General features: G+C 52.8%; 15 protein-coding genes and 1 other RNA gene. 6 read left to right on the forward strand and 10 right to left on the reverse strand.

The window, feature by feature from the left end; genetic code table 11:
* Positions 1 to 5 precede the first annotated feature (5 nt).
* The 5 genes from KOR42_RS01315 to KOR42_RS01335 all read right to left on the reverse strand — a co-directional run bounded on the left by KOR42_RS01315 (position 6) and on the right by KOR42_RS01335 (position 5211).
* Positions 6 to 1475, reverse strand: coding sequence for a tripartite tricarboxylate transporter permease (locus tag KOR42_RS01315; RefSeq protein ID WP_146506823.1), 1470 nt, complete (start codon positions 1473 to 1475; stop codon positions 6 to 8).
* Positions 1476 to 1511: 36 nt separating this feature from the next.
* The gene (locus KOR42_RS01320; RefSeq protein ID WP_146506824.1) at positions 1512 to 2096 is read right to left on the reverse strand and encodes a tripartite tricarboxylate transporter TctB family protein; all 585 of its coding nucleotides are present in this window, start codon (positions 2094 to 2096) and stop codon (positions 1512 to 1514) included.
* The gene (locus tag KOR42_RS01325) at positions 2093 to 3061 is read right to left on the reverse strand and encodes a tripartite tricarboxylate transporter substrate binding protein (RefSeq protein WP_231740575.1); all 969 of its coding nucleotides are present in this window, start codon (positions 3059 to 3061) and stop codon (positions 2093 to 2095) included. Before KOR42_RS01325 ends, KOR42_RS01320 begins: the two co-directional genes overlap by 4 nt.
* Positions 3062 to 3261: 200 nt before the next feature.
* A complete protein-coding gene (locus tag KOR42_RS01330) occupies positions 3262 to 4581 on the reverse strand; it encodes a glycosyltransferase (protein ID WP_197440763.1) in 1320 nt (439 codons plus the stop codon).
* A 147-nt stretch (positions 4582 to 4728) separates the two neighbouring features.
* Positions 4729 to 5211 carry a DinB family protein gene (locus tag KOR42_RS01335; RefSeq protein ID WP_146506826.1) on the reverse strand — a complete coding sequence of 161 codons (483 nt, stop codon included), beginning with the start codon at positions 5209 to 5211 and terminating at the stop codon, positions 4729 to 4731.
* A 340-nt stretch (positions 5212 to 5551) separates the two neighbouring features.
* Here KOR42_RS01335 and KOR42_RS01340 point away from each other — a divergent pair, with 340 nt between their 5' ends.
* The 4 genes from KOR42_RS01340 (at position 5552) to KOR42_RS01355 (ending at position 9567) form a co-directional block, all read left to right on the forward strand.
* On the forward strand, positions 5552 to 6742 hold the full coding sequence (locus tag KOR42_RS01340) for a pyridoxal-phosphate-dependent aminotransferase family protein (protein ID WP_197440764.1): 1191 nt from the start codon (positions 5552 to 5554) through the stop codon (positions 6740 to 6742).
* Positions 6743 to 7267: 525 nt separating this feature from the next.
* A complete protein-coding gene (locus tag KOR42_RS01345; protein ID WP_146506827.1) occupies positions 7268 to 8011 on the forward strand; it encodes a CbrC family protein in 744 nt (247 codons plus the stop codon).
* A gap of 469 nt (positions 8012 to 8480) precedes the next feature.
* Positions 8481 to 9047 carry a DinB family protein gene (locus KOR42_RS01350; protein ID WP_146506828.1) on the forward strand — a complete coding sequence of 189 codons (567 nt, stop codon included), beginning with the start codon at positions 8481 to 8483 and terminating at the stop codon, positions 9045 to 9047.
* Between the two features lie 313 nt (positions 9048 to 9360).
* Positions 9361 to 9567 carry a hypothetical protein gene (locus KOR42_RS01355; protein WP_146506829.1) on the forward strand — a complete coding sequence of 69 codons (207 nt, stop codon included), beginning with the start codon at positions 9361 to 9363 and terminating at the stop codon, positions 9565 to 9567.
* 94 nt (positions 9568 to 9661) lie between these two features.
* Here KOR42_RS01355 and KOR42_RS26390 read toward each other — a convergent pair whose 3' ends face one another.
* From KOR42_RS26390 to KOR42_RS01370, 4 genes are all read right to left on the reverse strand, one after another.
* Positions 9662 to 9817, reverse strand: a complete 156-nt coding sequence (locus tag KOR42_RS26390; protein WP_197440765.1) for a hypothetical protein — start codon at positions 9815 to 9817, stop codon at positions 9662 to 9664.
* A gap of 143 nt (positions 9818 to 9960) precedes the next feature.
* Positions 9961 to 10320, reverse strand: a transfer-messenger RNA (tmRNA) gene (gene ssrA, locus KOR42_RS01360).
* A gap of 318 nt (positions 10321 to 10638) precedes the next feature.
* The gene (locus KOR42_RS01365) at positions 10639 to 11208 is read right to left on the reverse strand and encodes a Uma2 family endonuclease (RefSeq protein WP_146506830.1); all 570 of its coding nucleotides are present in this window, start codon (positions 11206 to 11208) and stop codon (positions 10639 to 10641) included.
* Between the two features lie 174 nt (positions 11209 to 11382).
* On the reverse strand, positions 11383 to 11991 hold the full coding sequence (locus KOR42_RS01370) for a superoxide dismutase (RefSeq protein WP_146506831.1): 609 nt from the start codon (positions 11989 to 11991) through the stop codon (positions 11383 to 11385).
* A 279-nt stretch (positions 11992 to 12270) separates the two neighbouring features.
* Between KOR42_RS01370 and KOR42_RS01375 the strand changes: the two genes are divergently transcribed.
* Positions 12271 to 13731 (forward strand): sulfatase family protein, encoded by a 1461-nt coding sequence (locus tag KOR42_RS01375; protein ID WP_146506832.1) that lies wholly within the window; start codon positions 12271 to 12273, stop codon positions 13729 to 13731.
* Between the two features lie 72 nt (positions 13732 to 13803).
* Here KOR42_RS01375 and KOR42_RS01380 read toward each other — a convergent pair whose 3' ends face one another.
* Positions 13804 to 14244 (reverse strand): (deoxy)nucleoside triphosphate pyrophosphohydrolase, encoded by a 441-nt coding sequence (locus KOR42_RS01380; protein ID WP_197440766.1) that lies wholly within the window; start codon positions 14242 to 14244, stop codon positions 13804 to 13806.
* 104 nt (positions 14245 to 14348) lie between these two features.
* On the opposite strand from KOR42_RS01380, the gene KOR42_RS01385 reads away from it, so the two are divergent.
* The gene (locus KOR42_RS01385) at positions 14349 to 15134 is read left to right on the forward strand and encodes a phytanoyl-CoA dioxygenase family protein (protein WP_146506834.1); all 786 of its coding nucleotides are present in this window, start codon (positions 14349 to 14351) and stop codon (positions 15132 to 15134) included.
* Positions 15135 to 15250 lie beyond the last annotated feature (116 nt).

A 15250-nucleotide genomic window follows, 5' to 3' on the forward strand; every position in this document is an offset into this window, starting at 1 on the left:
GGCTGTTAAGACTCACTCTTGCGTCGCTGAAGAAGTCGCAGTGCGGGTTTTCCAGCAAAGGCCAGCACGAGGAGTGCGATCAAGCAAACGCAGATCGGACGAGTCAAGAATGGTGTGAAGTCTCCCGAGCTGGCAATCAAACCAGCGCGGAGTTTTTCTTCAACCAACGGTCCAAGGATCAGTCCCAGAATCAGAGGGACGACCGGAACGAGACATGCTTCCAGAAAGAAGCCGACGATACCGAAGGCGACCATGACACCAACATCGAACATGCTGTTGTTGATCGCATAAGCTCCCACCGTCGAAAAGACCAGGACCGCTGCCAGGACCACTCTGCGTGGCAGCATCTGAATGAGACCGAATGCCCGGATCCCCAGCCACCCACAGGGAATCAAAAGCACTTGCGTGATCAGCGCGACAGAAAAGATGGACTGAATTTGGGCGCCTCCTTCTTCGAAGAGCATTGGACCGGGGCGAATCCCGTGAACCATCAGCACTCCCAGAACGATCGCGGTAACAGCATCGCCCGGAACTCCGAAGACGAGTGCCGGAATCCACGCCCCAGCGACTGCAGCGTTGTTGGCACTCGTCGGAGCAACAACACCGTCGACAGCTCCTGTTCCGAATTTCTCTGAATCTTTGGAGGTCGTTTTCGCCAGACCGTAAGCTCCCCAGGCAGCGACGTCAGCTCCCGCCCCCGGAAGTGCACCGATGATGGTCCCTAACAACGCGGATTTGACCACCAGCCACTTTCTCTTCCAGATCTCAGGAATCGTCGACAGGAAGGATGTTCGTTCCCCGGTTCCGGAACTTGAGCCGAGGGTTTGTTCGCCCTGCACATTTCGAAGCACTTCTGCGACGCCGAACAAACCAATCATCACAGGAATAAAATGCAACCCGGCCAGAGCATCGATGTTGTCAAAGGTATAGCGATGCGCATTGCTCACCACGTCCTGTCCGACTGTTGAGATCAACACTCCAATGACAGCTGCCATCAGTCCCTTGGACGTTTGCCCCATCGTCACCATCGCACTCATCGAAAGCCCGAAGACACCGAGCCAGAAGTACTCATAGTCACCGAATTTCAATGCGAATTTAGCGAGTTGCGGCGCAATCACAATCAGTGTCGCGACGCCAATGATCCCGCCGATCGAACTGCAGAGCAAGTCGATCATGAGCGCGAAGTTGCCCCGCCTCTTCCGTGCTAGCTGAAACCCATCCAGCGTTGCTGCGGCTGAGGCAGGAGTCCCGGGAATTCGAAGCCATGTCGCGGGGATATCCCCGGCAAAGATCGCAGTGAAGCTGACTCCGATGATCATCGCCAGCCCGGCCGTCGCACTCATGTGATAACTGATCGGAACAATCAGCGCGACAGCCATCGTCGCGGTCAATCCAGGAGTTGCGCCGACAAAAATGCCGAGCAACATCGCCAGAATCCAGGGTAACAGAACCGATAGCTGTAGCAATTCGCTCATGTTGAGAGCAACTCTTCGGAGGGCAGAAGGAGGAACTTAAAAGAACTGCAACTGTTGAATTGCTTGGGGAAGCATGACTTGAAATAGATTCACAAACAGGACATAGACCACAGCGCTGATGGATGCGGTCGCGATGACTGCTTCGCTCCACGGGCTGCCAAAGTTCTTCAGGACAAGAATCCCAAACACGATCGTTGCAACGATAAATCCAAACGTCGGCAGAAGGATCACGTACCCGATCAACAGTCCGAGAGTGACAAGCGCCCGCAGGTTTCCCCGGCGACGTTGTTTCGTTTCATCGACCGACAATTCTGAAGGGACTGGAAGTTGATCGCGGTCGGTTTGACTTTGTTGTCGTTTGCGCCATGCAACAGCAAATTGCCACAGACCACCAATGATCATGATGACTCCACAGGCGACCGGAATCGCTCGCGGGCCGGGATCGGATTGGCTCAGGGCAATTGCTCGAAAGTCTTTGGCGAAGTAAATCGCCGAGGCCCCCAGAATACAGAGAAACACGCCGTAGCTGAGCGTTCCAGTGAATTCCGAAAAGCCGACCGATTCAGGGGTGGGATCGTCAGGTGGCGGGGGGGAGTGGGCGGGGGTGTTCGTTTCAGTCACTTATGATATCCAGCCATCTCAATGACAGGTGTCCAGAGTGCTTCCTGTTCGGTCAGAAACTCTTTGAATTCTTCCGGTCCACGAACTTTCACAGCGAAACCGTTGAGCTTCATGAATTCGAGGAACTCTTCAGAGGCTGCAATTTCTTCCGCTTGAGCCAGAAGTTTTGCCGAGATCTCCGGAGGCGTTTCTTTTGGGAGTGCGAGACCGCGCCAGCCGACGGCCGACCAGTCGATGCCGAGTTCCTTCAGTGTGGGGACCTCAGGAAAGTCAACATGGCGTTCGTCATCCATCACTGCGAGCAATCGCAATTCGCCAGCATCGATTTGTGGCTTCGCTTCGGGAACGCTGACGACGACCGCATCGATATGACCGCCGAGAAGTTGCGTCCGAGCGGGAGCAGATCCCTTGGAAGGAACCCATGTCACCCGGTCCGGGTCAATTCCTGCTGCATGAAGCATTCCCACGCGAGCCAGATCCCAGATGCCTCCGCTTGCGGTCCCAGACATCTTCAACGGAGTGTCACCAGTGCGGACTTCTTCCAGGAATTCTTCGGCTGTCTTCCAGGGCGCATCAGAACGGACCACTAAAGCTGCGGAGTCAGCGTTGTATTGAAGTAAGGGATCATAGTCACGAAACGTGAGGTCACTGATCCCCATCTGCTTCATCATGCTCAGCTCAACGGTAATCGCGCCCAGCGTATAGCCATCCGGTCGAGCACGCGCGACAGCAGAGTGGCCAATCGCTCCGCTTCCTCCTTCACGGTTCATCACCACAACAGGAGTCTCCAACCGCTGGTGAAGCTGGTCGGCCCAGAACCGCGAGCACTGATCCGTCCCGCCTCCGGCCGACCAGGGGCAAACAATCGTGATTGTCTTATTGGGGTAGTTGTCGATGGCAGCTTGTGGATCGGTTGAACACCCGAGAATAGCAAGACCAGCGAGGGTACAGCAGACTGTCAACACGCGAGAAATCTGCAAACGGGGACGACAATTCCTTAAATCGGACACACGTAACTTGAGCACTGGCAGGCTTTCAGTTCATGATGAGCACAAAAAACAGACCTTGCGTCGCATCATCCCAAGCTGATGCAAATATGCAACCGTTCTGCTTCGTCGCTCATGAGAATCAAAGCATCTCGAAGCCGTTTTAGTGACGACACCGATCAGGAGTGAGAATCAGTTGCGTCCGGGGATGAATCCGGCTGCGACGTTCCCGCCATTGCTTCTCGTGCGAGAGTCGCGACCGCCCGAGACCGATTTCGCCAGCGCTTCCAGGTGGAATCCCACTTCTCTTGCATGTGCCCCCACGGAGACCCGGAGGATCTGTCGGTATGCTGATCAGAATTGACGAGAGACTCGTAAAGAGACAGCATCTTCTCAACGCATTGCTGTTGGGAAAATTCGCGCGCAGTTTCGATCGCTGCTTGTTCCAGCTTCTCGCGTTCGTCCGAATTCAGCTTGGCGAAGTGCTGAAGTTGGGCACAAAAGAGATCGAGATCTTCACTCGGGACCAGGAATCCATTCTGCTGATCACTCACGATGTCGTTCACTCCCGTCGCTGCGATCGCAACGACAGGAGTGCCGGCAGCCATCGCTTCCCCGAGGACCATTCCCTGCGTTTCTGAATGAGACGCAAACGGAAAAACATCCATCGCAGCGTAAGCATCGACCAGTTCTTGCCCCGTGAGAAATCCAGTCATCACGACACGTTCGCTCAATCCGCGGTTGGCGAAGGCTTTCTCCATTGGTTCTCGCTCAGGGCCATCTCCGACAATCAACACATCTGCGGAATCAGTCGTCTTCAGAAAATCGCAGAGGACTTCGGTCAGAAAACGACAGTTCTTCTCCACAGACAAACGTCCCACGTGGCCGACGATCAGCTTCTCAGGATCGATCTGAAACTCTTCTCGAAAACGGGCACCATCGGCAGTGTCAAACTTCCGAATGTCCACTCCTGTTGGAACGACTTCCATGTTCGTCCGAATTCCTCTCTTGCCGAGGAGTTCCTGGATTCCCGAACTCGGCACGATGATCTGATCGACAAGCTCACAGAATCCGGTGATCAGCTCGCCGATCGCTTCTTCCACCGAATGCGGCCAGTCGGTTTTCTCTTCGATGTAAACGGAGTAGCGAGTGTGATGGGTATAGACCAACGGAGTGCGGAATTCGATTGCTAACGACTGAGCCGTGCTCCCCAAAAGAAACGGATGGTGAGCGTGAATGATGTCCGGCTGAAATGGACGCAATTGCGGGATCAACAACGGCATCACTGGAATGGGGAGGGAATAGCGTCCTTCGTAGAAGTTGGGAATCGCGGGGACGCGAACGACTCCGGGATCTGGATCGGGATTTTCCTCGTAATCCGGTGCGACGATGAGAACGTCGTGTCCCTGCTGTCGATATCCCTCAGCAAATTGCTCAATGCTTCGCGTCACTCCTCCAATCTGAGGGGTGTAAACATTCGTCAGCATCAAAATATTCATTGCCGCGCTCCCAGTGTTTGCAGACGAATTCGAAGTTCGGACTCTCTGAAGGAGCCAACGTGACGCGAAACGAGCCTCTGCTTTCTCCATACTTCAACGACTGATGCAGATTGTCAAACATTTCGCTGGCAGCAGGACGCGAAGCAGCTAGATCAATGGAATGCGACCGAGTTGTCTCCTCACGACTGCCCATTGACCAGCATGCATCAACTGGTGACTTCCCAACATCGAAAACAGGGCGCCGAAATTCGGGGCATAATCGATACCAGTTTTTTGATCGAGTTCATCGTCCGTCATCCTGTCGAGAATCTGCTTCGAGGCTGTTCGCTGCGCGCGGTACACCTCCAGCAACTCAGCTTTCTTGAGGAACCTCTCAGGATCGTCGATCGAGATCGTTTCCCGGGCATACATCATTTCAAATCCGTCAGGAAGATCGGGAACGGATTCGGCGTCGATCTGCATCATGAACTTGTGTTCTGAGAGAATCAAATGTCCGAACTGCCAGTTGATGTGATTCGCTCCCGTCGCTGGCCGCAACATCATCTCGTCATCAGTCAGACCCTCGAGGTAAGTCAGAGCAACCAGTTCCCCCGTCTCCATAGAGATTCTTAACGCTTCGCGACTGTTCATGGATTTCCTCCTTTGATGTCGAAGTTACCGGGGACCACTTTGGTTGCGAAGCATTCTATTGTCTGTGCGTGAATCACTCATTTCACTTGAGTGCAATTCTGATTCCTGAACGAACTGTACCTGCGATTCATTCCTCAGATTTCAGAGAGTGAATCGCTGACAAGTTTCTTCCGATTCAATACACTGTCACGTCCGTAGTATTCAGCCAACATATTGATATTCCACGGAATCGTCTGTTCATTCAATGCGCCGGAATCGCCTTCAGATTTCGGTTCCGAGATCAGCAGTGTTGTTCAACGTTCATCGGGCGACGCTTCGCAATTTTAGTCAGGACATCATCATGGTAGAGCGACCCAATAGCCCTGTTTGCCCTCCTCGTCGTGTTCTTATGGGGCCTGGGCCAAGTGATGTCTCCCCGAGCGTTCTGGCCGCTCTCGGTGCACCGACAGTCGGGCATCTCGATCCATACTTCTTGAATCTGATGGACGAAGTTCAGCAAATGCTTCGCGAACTCTTCCAGACAGAAAACAGCCTGACGCTTGCGGTGAGCGGAACAGGCAGTGCCGGAATGGAAACCTGCATCGTGAATCTTGTCGAACCGGGAGACCGCGTGCTGATCGGGGTCAACGGCGTATTCGGCGGACGAATGGCGGACGTCGCCACACGCTACGGTGCGGAAGTTCGCACGATCGAACGTTCGTTCGGAGAAGTCTTCAGCACCGAAAAAGTGGCCGAAGCTGTCCGAGAGTTTCAACCGAAACTCGTCGGACTTGTTCACGCCGAAACATCCACCGGAGCCTGTCAGCCCATTCCGGAAATCTCGAAAGCTGTGCATGATCAAGGTGCCATGCTGTTGATCGATTGCGTCACTTCTCTCGGCGGAATCCCCGTCGAAATCGACGAGTGGAATGTCGACGCAGCCTATTCCGGAACTCAGAAGTGCCTCAGCTGCCCGCCCGGACTTGCACCTGTGACGTTCAGCAAGCGTGCGGTCGAAGCAATGGATGCGCGAAGCTCAAAAGTGGCAAGCTGGTACCTGGACATGTCGATGGTCCGCAATTACTGGAGCGGTCAATCACGTGCCTACCATCACACTGCTCCCATCAACATGAACTACGCGCTCCACACCGCTCTTCGCGAAGCACTCGACGAAAGTCTCGAGGCGCGTTTCGAAAGGCATCACCAAAACCATCTGGGACTCAGAGCCGGCCTCGAAGCACTCGGCCTGAAATACGCTGTCGACGAATCAATTCGTCTCCCAATGCTCAATGCCGTCCTCATTCCCGAAGGAGTCGACGACAAGACCGTCCGAGGTCGCTTGCTGAATGAGTTCGGAATTGAAATCGGTGGAGGTCTGGGACCGATGGCCGGCAAGACATGGCGAATCGGTCTAATGGGAGCTGCTTCGACAACAAGCAACGTCCTCCTGTTCCTGGCCGCTCTCGAAAACTGCCTTCAATCTTCCGGCTATCAATTCACCGCAGGCGCCGGAATCGCCGCTGCGAATAACTACTTTTCGAACGTCAATTAAAAGACTTCATGCGATTCACAGAAGCCAAACCTATTCGCCCCCAACTTTCAAACTCCGCCTACCAGGAGCCGGGACCCGAAATTCCAAACCAACAATTCCGCGCCCCGGCCTCCACCTTTCTGAACACTCATCTCTACCCTGAACAACCAATCAAAAAGGACACGCGGAACACCACGCTCATCGGCAACGGTTTGACGACGTTCAAGAAGCACATCCAGCTCTTCCCGTTTCGCCCCCACAAAATGGCTCATCCACCGTTGGCCAACACTCCTCTCCGCCACTCGAACAACTCCCGCCGAACCGTACCTTGCCAAGCCAGTTCATGACTTCAAAGTATTGAATGCACCTTGCCGTGCAGAAAACATCAGGTTGTTCGTACAAATGCCAGATCACTTGACCGAAGCGGCCAAGTCGGGCAACTTCTATTTGGCGCGATTGAGTAGGTGGCTAATCTACGAGAAAACAGCGACGAAATCGAAGTATAATCCAGTCCGCCCCTTTTTCGCAGTGTAACAGGAAGAAGCCATGGAAACCTTCGCTCAACTTGGCATTCCGTTTCCCCTTTATGAAGCCCCTATCAAGGAAGCCAGTGATTACGCTGGAAAAACCACCTGCGGAGTCTGCGGAAATCACGATCAGCCTTACTTCATCCTGAACATTGGATGTGCCTTGATGGTCTCTTGCCCGAAGTGCGATGTATTGAACGGACTGGACGCGAACGACCGGCAAGACACGCCCTGTCGTTCGTGCGGCAACGAGATCAAGTTCTCCACCCCTTCAAATGATGACGGCGTTCACATCTGCTATTCATGTCTGCGTGAAGGGAAGGGAGCAATCACCAAAGATACCGAGTTTGGGATGGTTTCATGGGAGCAAGCCATCGAGGGCAGGACTCATGGAGTCCCCGGTCTACAAACATCCGAGTTTGAAACCGTCACGACCGATCCAGACGGTGAATGGATCGGAGTGCTTCTTCCCCAAGAACATCTATTTGAACTTCTACGAACGCCGACTTTCGTTACGTGGCAGGGGGAGGTTTGGTTGTTTTGTTGTAAGAAGCCAATGACCTACATCGGTGAATGGAAGTCAGTTGCCGCTTCGCTGGGGAAAGCGGAGGCTAAGAACAAGTTTGACCAGATGATGACCGACGACGCAAGGTCTTATCCTTGGGTCTGGGAAGGGGTATCGAGTGAAAGCGACAGCGTTTGCCTCTATGTTTTCCAATGCAAAGATTGCGGAAACCATCGGGCGAATTTTGATATGGATTAAGATAACTGCCTTCTCGCTTTCGCCATCACAATCTTGGCTGGCTGGGCAGGCTTGTAAGGGACGAAGCGGGGCGGCTTAGCTGGTTGATACGGCTTCAAAATCAGCGTATGGAGACGCTTCCAACCCACTGGATCCCCATGAATGAACGAGAATTTGTCGGTGGGAAGACGGTAGGAGAGTTGAAACCCTTCGAGCAAAATGGAGAGTTGACGAAAACCGTTCAGCGTAGAAAGAAGTCATCGCATTGCCGCAATAAGCCACAGTGTTCGCAACATTCGCTAAGCATGCTGGCCGGTCTTCGATGAAAACGCATCGTCCACGCTGCTCTATCCTGTGCAATCGTCCCGAATTCATCGATCTGAACCGCCATGATCGAAAATTTCAGCATCTGACTGAACCGCTCCTCGCTTTGTCGTGTCGACTGGGACATTCAATAAATTTCGACAGCTTAGATTCAGGTCGGCTTGCCATGTCATCCGGTGAATTCCTTGTCCGCTTACACCGACACCGCATGTGGTCCAATCACAGAATTCTCAAATCAACGGGTTCTCTGACCAAAGACCAGCTGCACACCCCATTCCCGATCGGGCAAGGGACGGTTTGGAAAACTCTGACTCACTTGCAGGCAGGAGAGTACGTTTGGCTTGAAGCCTTGTTGGGAAACGACTCACCTGTTTTTCCTGGTGACATCTCCAACCAGCTCCCGGGAAATCAAAACGGTGTGAACCCCATCTCAACACACACAGAATTGATGAGTCGCTGGAAAGAACTCGATCAGCGGTGGAATGACTACCTCGACACAGTCACCGATGATTCGCTTAATGATCTCGTCTACAAAATCAGCACCAGTTCCGGGCAAGGGAAGAGGTTCGCAACTCGCCGCTCAGATGTGCTGCTGCACATTTGCACTCACGCCCAATACACCACAGCCCAGCTCATCAACATGCTCCGACACCTCAACTGCAGCAAACTTCCAGATGTCATGTTGATCACCATGGCACGAGAATCAACACCCCCTCAACCCGATGCACCCTGAAGCAACTCTCCCCCCACTGGTGAAGTCTTATCGAAAACGCTTTGAGAAATTGCTCCGCCGTCCAATCGAATGGATCGCATGCCTTCCAATCTACGATCGTAGCGATGAAGAAACCGGCAGCCACTCGTTCTTCGTAATCCTTGCAGATCACTTGACCGAAGCTGCGATGTCGGGCAACGTCTATTTGGCATACTGTGTGACAGATGAACTCTCTTGGAAACACATTGTTCGATGCAGCTCAGCACTCTGCGTCGCGCTTGTTATCTGATATGTCAAATGCCGGTTAAGCAAGAAATGAGGTTGGGAGAAGCCAATGAACGCTGAAATGTGGGGGCTGGTCATGGTGGTTATTGGTCTCTTCTTCGTGGTGAGTGCTTGGTTGAAGAGCGACTTCTTCATCTACCGGATGTTTGTGGCACGTTCAAAAATCCTTTGGAGGGACAAGGTGCATACGTTCCTTCTGCTTTCTGGAGTCGTCATCATCCTGGTTGGAGTGTTGATGGCGAGCGGGCTTCTCTGAATACATTCCTTGACCACCCCTTGCTGTTTCCGTTCAACACAATGGTGATTGAGAACCAGCTTGCCCTGATGTCTCCTACAATGCGCCAACCAGCTTAATCGCATTGATGACTGTCGGAAATGACTTCGACACTTGTCGCTTCCTGGAAAGAGCTTCCGCCGCTGCTGATCCCCCATCGAAGCCATTTCCAGCCGCCCCCTGCCCATCGAAGCTTGCCAGTCTCTCGCAACTGCCCATTCCATTGGCCCATTGCTATGCCTCGAATCGAACTCCGGATTCGGACGATCCCAAGTTTCGTACATTCGCCCAATCCGAATGTCTTCTACTAAGACAGCAGAATCTCCATCCAACCAAAAAAACAGCCGCTTGCGATAGAATCACAAGCGGCTATCAAAGTGGAGGCGGCGGGAATTGAACCCGCGTCCTGTGAGCCGTAAGGTGCAGCTTCTACGTGTGTAGTCGCTTGATTATATCTCACCGCCTTTGGCTCGAACGACAAAGCCTCTGGCTGGCCAGGTTGCAACGAATCTTACTTCAAGCGTAGCGACCGATGACTTGAAGCCAGCCTGATTTTTTGACCGGTTTTTGACCTCCTCAGGCAAGGATGTCGCAACCGGGGAAGCCTAATTAGGCAACCATTGCAAATCGATTAGGAGTTGCAGTTATTGTTTGATCAGCTTTTTACGTGGCCTGCTGATCAACCACGACACGCGACCGACACCATCAGAGAACCAGTCGAATCCGATCGCCCCCTGCTTTGGTCGAGCTTCAACCATTTTCATGGTTTGAAAGAACTCGCTTCAACTCGCTTCGGTAAATGAATGCTACTTCTGCTCGCGCAATCTGCAGCAAACTAGAAACGAAGTTCCTTTGATCATGGTAGCTGGCGAAGGGAGATCGTCAAGGGATTCCGCTGCTTCCGAATGCGAAACCAGAGTGCTTGAAACGACTTGGGTGCGAAGAAGTCTTCAGCCGCTTCAGAATTTCTTGGCTCTCTCTCCTCAACTCGTTGATGCCGATGGATCAGGCTTGCAAGAGTTCGAATTTTCGGGAAACAGAGACGTAAGCGTTTCAAGCCCAGTCGGGTTCACGAAAGAGGTCCCCGACGTTCATTTGGAATTTCTTCAGATCGGGGGCGCCGTGAAGCGTTTCGAATTCGGTGAGTCTTGTTGCACCTGAGCCAGCTCTACGAAGGATGTGAACCGTCTTGTTGTCTGGATCGACGACCCACACAGTCGAGACTCCGCAACGATGATAGAGTGCGATTCGCTCGTTGATATTCGATCGTCGATCGTTGCTGGTGGCCAATTCAACGACGAGTGTTGGAACAGAGTCTGTGTAGTCTTTGTCAGATTCACTAAACCGTTCCCCGGATGTGAAGTAGCTGACCGCTGGATGGAGAACGGTGTCGGGTGCGGATTCGACATGCAAACCGAGGTCGAAACAGGGGTATCCGTTCATTTCGGCGTGGACGTAGGCTGAGAAGACCTTCGAGAGATTCAGGACAATTGTGCCGTGTTCCGGATCTGGGGGTTGAAGAGAGATGGGAACACCGCGAACCAGTTCCGCCCATTGGCCCGCGTCGGGAAGTTCCCAGCGATGAAGAGAGAAGTCTTCAGCAGTCATTGATCGTTGAATCATCTTATTCACCGATATCGCTCAGTTGAAAATGAGCACGTTACTGATTCTGGGCTGCGAATTGTGATTCGACAATTGCGCAGTTTGATCTCAATCGAGAGTTGAAGAGAACGTTGGGAAGAAAACAGCCCGGCTTCAGTGAAACCGGGCTGAACACTCGATGAGTGCGGGGTGTGACTACTTTGCAGCTGCAAAGCGCTTGGCCACTTCTTCCCAGTTGACAACATTCCAGAATGCTGAAATGTAGTCGGGACGACGGTTTTGGTAGTGCAGGTAGTAGGCGTGTTCCCAGACGTCCAGACCGAGGATCGGTGTTCGGCCTTCTGAAAGGGGAGTGTCCTGATTCGGTGTGCTCTCAACGACGAGATTTCCCCCGTCCACTGACAGCCAGGCCCAACCGCTTCCGAAGCGTGTCGCTGCTGCGTTGGCGAATTCGGTTTTGAAGTTGTCAAAGCTTCCGAATTTTGCGTTGATCGCATCTGCCAGTTCGCCGCTTGGAGCTCCTCCGCCATTTGGGCTGAGAACGGTCCAGAACAGTGAGTGGTTGGCGTGTCCACCGCCATTGTTTCGGATAGCTCCACGGATCGATTCGGGAACGCTCGCGAGGTCGCTCATCAAATCTTCGATGGACTTCGATGCGAGATCGTCATGACCTTCGAGAGCAGCGTTGGCTTTCGAAATGTATGCAGCGTGGTGCTTGGTGTGATGGATTTCCATCGTCCGCGCATCGAAATTTGGTTCGAGGGCATCGTATGCGTAGGGGAGATCAGGTAGAGAGTATGCCATTTTAGACTCCATTTTCTTTTTTTCGTGACAAGCGTTATCAAGCTAGCAGCTGTATTCTAGGCTGATGTGTGCGGGTCACAACCGTCTCGTTTCAGAATTCAACGAGTTCGTGGAATGACTCGAATCACGCCTGTGAGGGGAACGTTAAGGACGAAGTCCCTGCGTGTGGGCTCACTCCGACGGAATCTTGAGTTTTTCGTTCAGGTAGCTGAAGAAACGACGGGAAGCCCCGTTCGAAAAAATGGTTTCAACACTGAATTCATGCAGGAATGTCTGACGATGCCGAAACTTCCGATGAGTGCCTGTCGCGGAATGGTCTCGCTTGCCGTCGCGGTTTGTGTCTGGGGCTGCGGATTGATGGTTGAGGCCTCTGACACGCATACGAATGTTGTTGTCATTTTGGCGGACGACTGTACCTGGTCAGACCTTGGAGTCTATGGCGGGCATGCACAGACTCCGAATCTCGACAAGTTGGCCGCCGAGGGAATGACATTTCGGAGATGTTTTCAGGCTGCTCCGATGTGCTCGCCGACCCGCCATTGTTTGTATACGGGGTTGTATCCCGTGAAGTCTGGTGCCTATCCCAATCACACTTTCGTCAAACCTGACGTCAAAAGTATCGCGCACTATCTGACGAATGGGGGATACCGAGTTGCGTTGAGCGGGAAGCGTCATATCCATCCGTTGGAGAATTTTCCTTTCGAATTCTCTGAAGATCCCGAAGGAACTCGAAGGGAACGAAATCCTGACTTTGAGGCGGTTGAAGAGTTTCTGAGTGAATGCAGCGAATCGGGAGCACCATTCGGACTGTTCATCTGCTCGACTGAACCTCACACGCCGTACACGCTTGGCGATCCCTCCGCTTATCCGATCGGTCAAATTGTGCTGCCTCCGCACTACGTCGATACTCCGGAAACACGTCGGCAGTTTCAAAAATATCTGGCCGAGATCACTTATTTTGACTCACAGGTTGGTCGCACTTTGGATTTGCTGGAAAAGTCCGGGGCGGCTGAATCGACTCTTGTGATGGTTCTCAGCGAACAAGGGAATTCGTTTCCCTTTGCAAAATGGACCTGCTACGACGCGGGGGTTCAAAGTGGATTGATTGTTCGTTGGCCACAGCACGTGAGTGCCGGTTCGGTGACGGACGCGATGGTGGAGTACGTTGATGTCGTTCCGACCTTGCTTGAAGCGACAGGGCTCGAAGCGACGGGAACGGAGAAAGAGTTGGACGGACGATCCTTTCTTCCCGTGCTGCGAGGGGAAACGGAACGTCACAAAGACTTCACCTTCTCGCTTCAGACAACTCGAGGTATCTATCACGGCTCTGAGTATTACGGAATTCGTTCAGTTCGCGGAAAGGGGATGCGGTACATCCTTAACTTGACGCCGGAGGCAATGTTTCAGAATTCTGTTCTGCGAACGAAATGGTGGAAGTCCTGGAAAGCGGAAGCTCGAAGCGGAAACGAAGACGCAGAAACACTCATGATGCGGTATCAAGTTCGGCCGCGAGAAGAACTCTACGATTGCGAGAATGATCCGTGGAACCTGACGAATCTGGCAGGAGAGAAAGAGCACGAAGCGATTCAGGAAGAACTCTCTGAGGCGCTACATCGCTGGATGGTCTCTCAAGGTGACCTCGGGCAGGAGACGGAGCTTGACGCGAAGAATCGTCAGTGGGACTTCGAAGCCAACCGACCGGCGAGTTCTGAATCGTCAGAAGGCCAATCGGGCCATTGAGTTGTCGCCGTCTTTGAGTGGGCGGATCGTTAGAATCTGCAACGACCGCTTCGAACAGTTTTCTGACAGCGTTCATGCCATGCGATCGACTTCGCGAGGACGCATTCGATCCTGAAGGATTTGCAGGACCTGTTGATTTCCTTCAGGAAACGTCAACTCGTTGAGGTCGACGAGGGAGACCCATTCGAAAGGAGCAACGGGAGAAGGCATACCGTCAGGATCATGCAGTCGGCAAAGAAAGAACGACAGATCGACGCTTCGATCGGCATACTGATGCGTGTGGCGATGAAGAAGGGAGTCGACGTCGATTCGAAGCCCCGTTTCTTCGAAGCATTCACGAATCGCACAAGCAGCGAGTGATTCCTCCGGCGCTGCTTTTCCGCCCGGAAACTCACTCAGTCCGGCCAAGTGAGAGGCTGCAGAGCGTTTCCCGACAAGAATTCTGTTCTCGTGGTGCACAATTGCAATGCCGATGGGAATCGAAGATTTTGGTGAAGGTTGTGTGTTGTTCATCGGGAAAATCATTTCTGTGCGGACGTTCTTCTTGCCCGCCTCATGGAAAGTCGACACCATTGTTCAACATGACTGTGAATCTGACAACATTGGGACAACGAGAGATGACTGTATTTGAAAGCGAAAAGCAGAAGTTCTTGAGCGATGGTTTTGTTGTCGTTCCTCAGCTATTCACGCCTGAGGAAGTTTCCCTGCTCTCTGAAGTCGCTCGGATGGACCAAAAGCTTTCTGAGTCTGCATACGGACGCGAAGATGGAACCGGTGCAGTTGTGACACTTGCCGTGCGAAATGAGTTGACGGACGACTATTACTCGGCAATCGCACGATCCAATCGAATCGTGTCGCGGATGAACGAGTTTCTGGGCGATGAAGTTTACCACTATCACCATAAGCTCATTTTGAAAGAGCCTCGTGTTGGAGGAGCATGGGAATGGCATCAGGATTACGGGTACTGGTACAACAACGGTTGCCTGCTTCCGGACATGGGAAGTTGCCTGATCGCCATTGATGATGCCACTGTGGAAAACGGATGTCTTCAGGTGTTGCGTGGCTCCCATCGCATCGGACGAATTGACCATGGACCGATTGGAGATCAGACCGGTGCTGACCTTGAGCGAGTGGCGGTTGCGAAAGAACGCTTCGAGACTGTGCCTGTCGAACTGAAGGCCGGCTCAGCGGTTTTCTTTCATGCGAATCTCTTGCACCGATCTGACCGCAACACGAGCGAGAATCCTCGTTGGGCCCTCATCTGTTGCTTTAACACAAAATCAAACGATCCCTACAAGACGTCTCGCCATCCGAATTATTCGCCGATCGATGTTCTCGCCGATGACGAAGTCCGAAGCCGGGGCGAAGCTCATCGAACTCGTTTACAACCAACTGCAGGTTGATCGAGATCAAAGCCATCGAACTCTTCAGAGGCGATGCGCCGGGGCAAATATGGCACTCAGGAAGAGAAACGAGTTCCGGAAATTGCTGAGACAACATGACGATGCCGCAATACAAG

The organism is Thalassoglobus neptunius (assembly GCF_007859735.1).
Lineage (GTDB): Bacteria > Planctomycetota > Planctomycetia > Planctomycetales > Planctomycetaceae > Thalassoglobus > Thalassoglobus neptunius.

What these genes read in the sequence shown, in the direction of transcription:
- KOR42_RS01340 (WP_197440764.1), top strand. Translation starts at nt 5,552, where the DNA reads ATGGTAGAGCGACCCAATAGCCCTGTTTGCCCTCCTCGTCGTGTTCTT.
- KOR42_RS01365 (WP_146506830.1), bottom strand. Translation starts at nt 11,208, where the DNA reads ATGATTCAACGATCAATGACTGCTGAAGACTTCTCTCTTCATCGCTGG.
- KOR42_RS01375 (WP_146506832.1), top strand. Translation starts at nt 12,271, where the DNA reads ATGCCGAAACTTCCGATGAGTGCCTGTCGCGGAATGGTCTCGCTTGCC.
- KOR42_RS01315 (WP_146506823.1), bottom strand. Translation starts at nt 1,475, where the DNA reads ATGAGCGAATTGCTACAGCTATCGGTTCTGTTACCCTGGATTCTGGCG.
- KOR42_RS01345 (WP_146506827.1), top strand. Translation starts at nt 7,268, where the DNA reads ATGGAAACCTTCGCTCAACTTGGCATTCCGTTTCCCCTTTATGAAGCC.
- KOR42_RS01385 (WP_146506834.1), top strand. Translation starts at nt 14,349, where the DNA reads ATGACTGTATTTGAAAGCGAAAAGCAGAAGTTCTTGAGCGATGGTTTT.
- KOR42_RS01350 (WP_146506828.1), top strand. Translation starts at nt 8,481, where the DNA reads ATGTCATCCGGTGAATTCCTTGTCCGCTTACACCGACACCGCATGTGG.
- KOR42_RS01335 (WP_146506826.1), bottom strand. Translation starts at nt 5,211, where the DNA reads ATGAACAGTCGCGAAGCGTTAAGAATCTCTATGGAGACGGGGGAACTG.
- KOR42_RS01370 (WP_146506831.1), bottom strand. Translation starts at nt 11,991, where the DNA reads ATGGCATACTCTCTACCTGATCTCCCCTACGCATACGATGCCCTCGAA.
- KOR42_RS01380 (WP_197440766.1), bottom strand. Translation starts at nt 14,244, where the DNA reads ATGAACAACACACAACCTTCACCAAAATCTTCGATTCCCATCGGCATT.
- KOR42_RS26390 (WP_197440765.1), bottom strand. Translation starts at nt 9,817, where the DNA reads ATGGGCCAATGGAATGGGCAGTTGCGAGAGACTGGCAAGCTTCGATGG.
- KOR42_RS01330 (WP_197440763.1), bottom strand. Translation starts at nt 4,581, where the DNA reads ATGAATATTTTGATGCTGACGAATGTTTACACCCCTCAGATTGGAGGA.
- KOR42_RS01355 (WP_146506829.1), top strand. Translation starts at nt 9,361, where the DNA reads ATGAACGCTGAAATGTGGGGGCTGGTCATGGTGGTTATTGGTCTCTTC.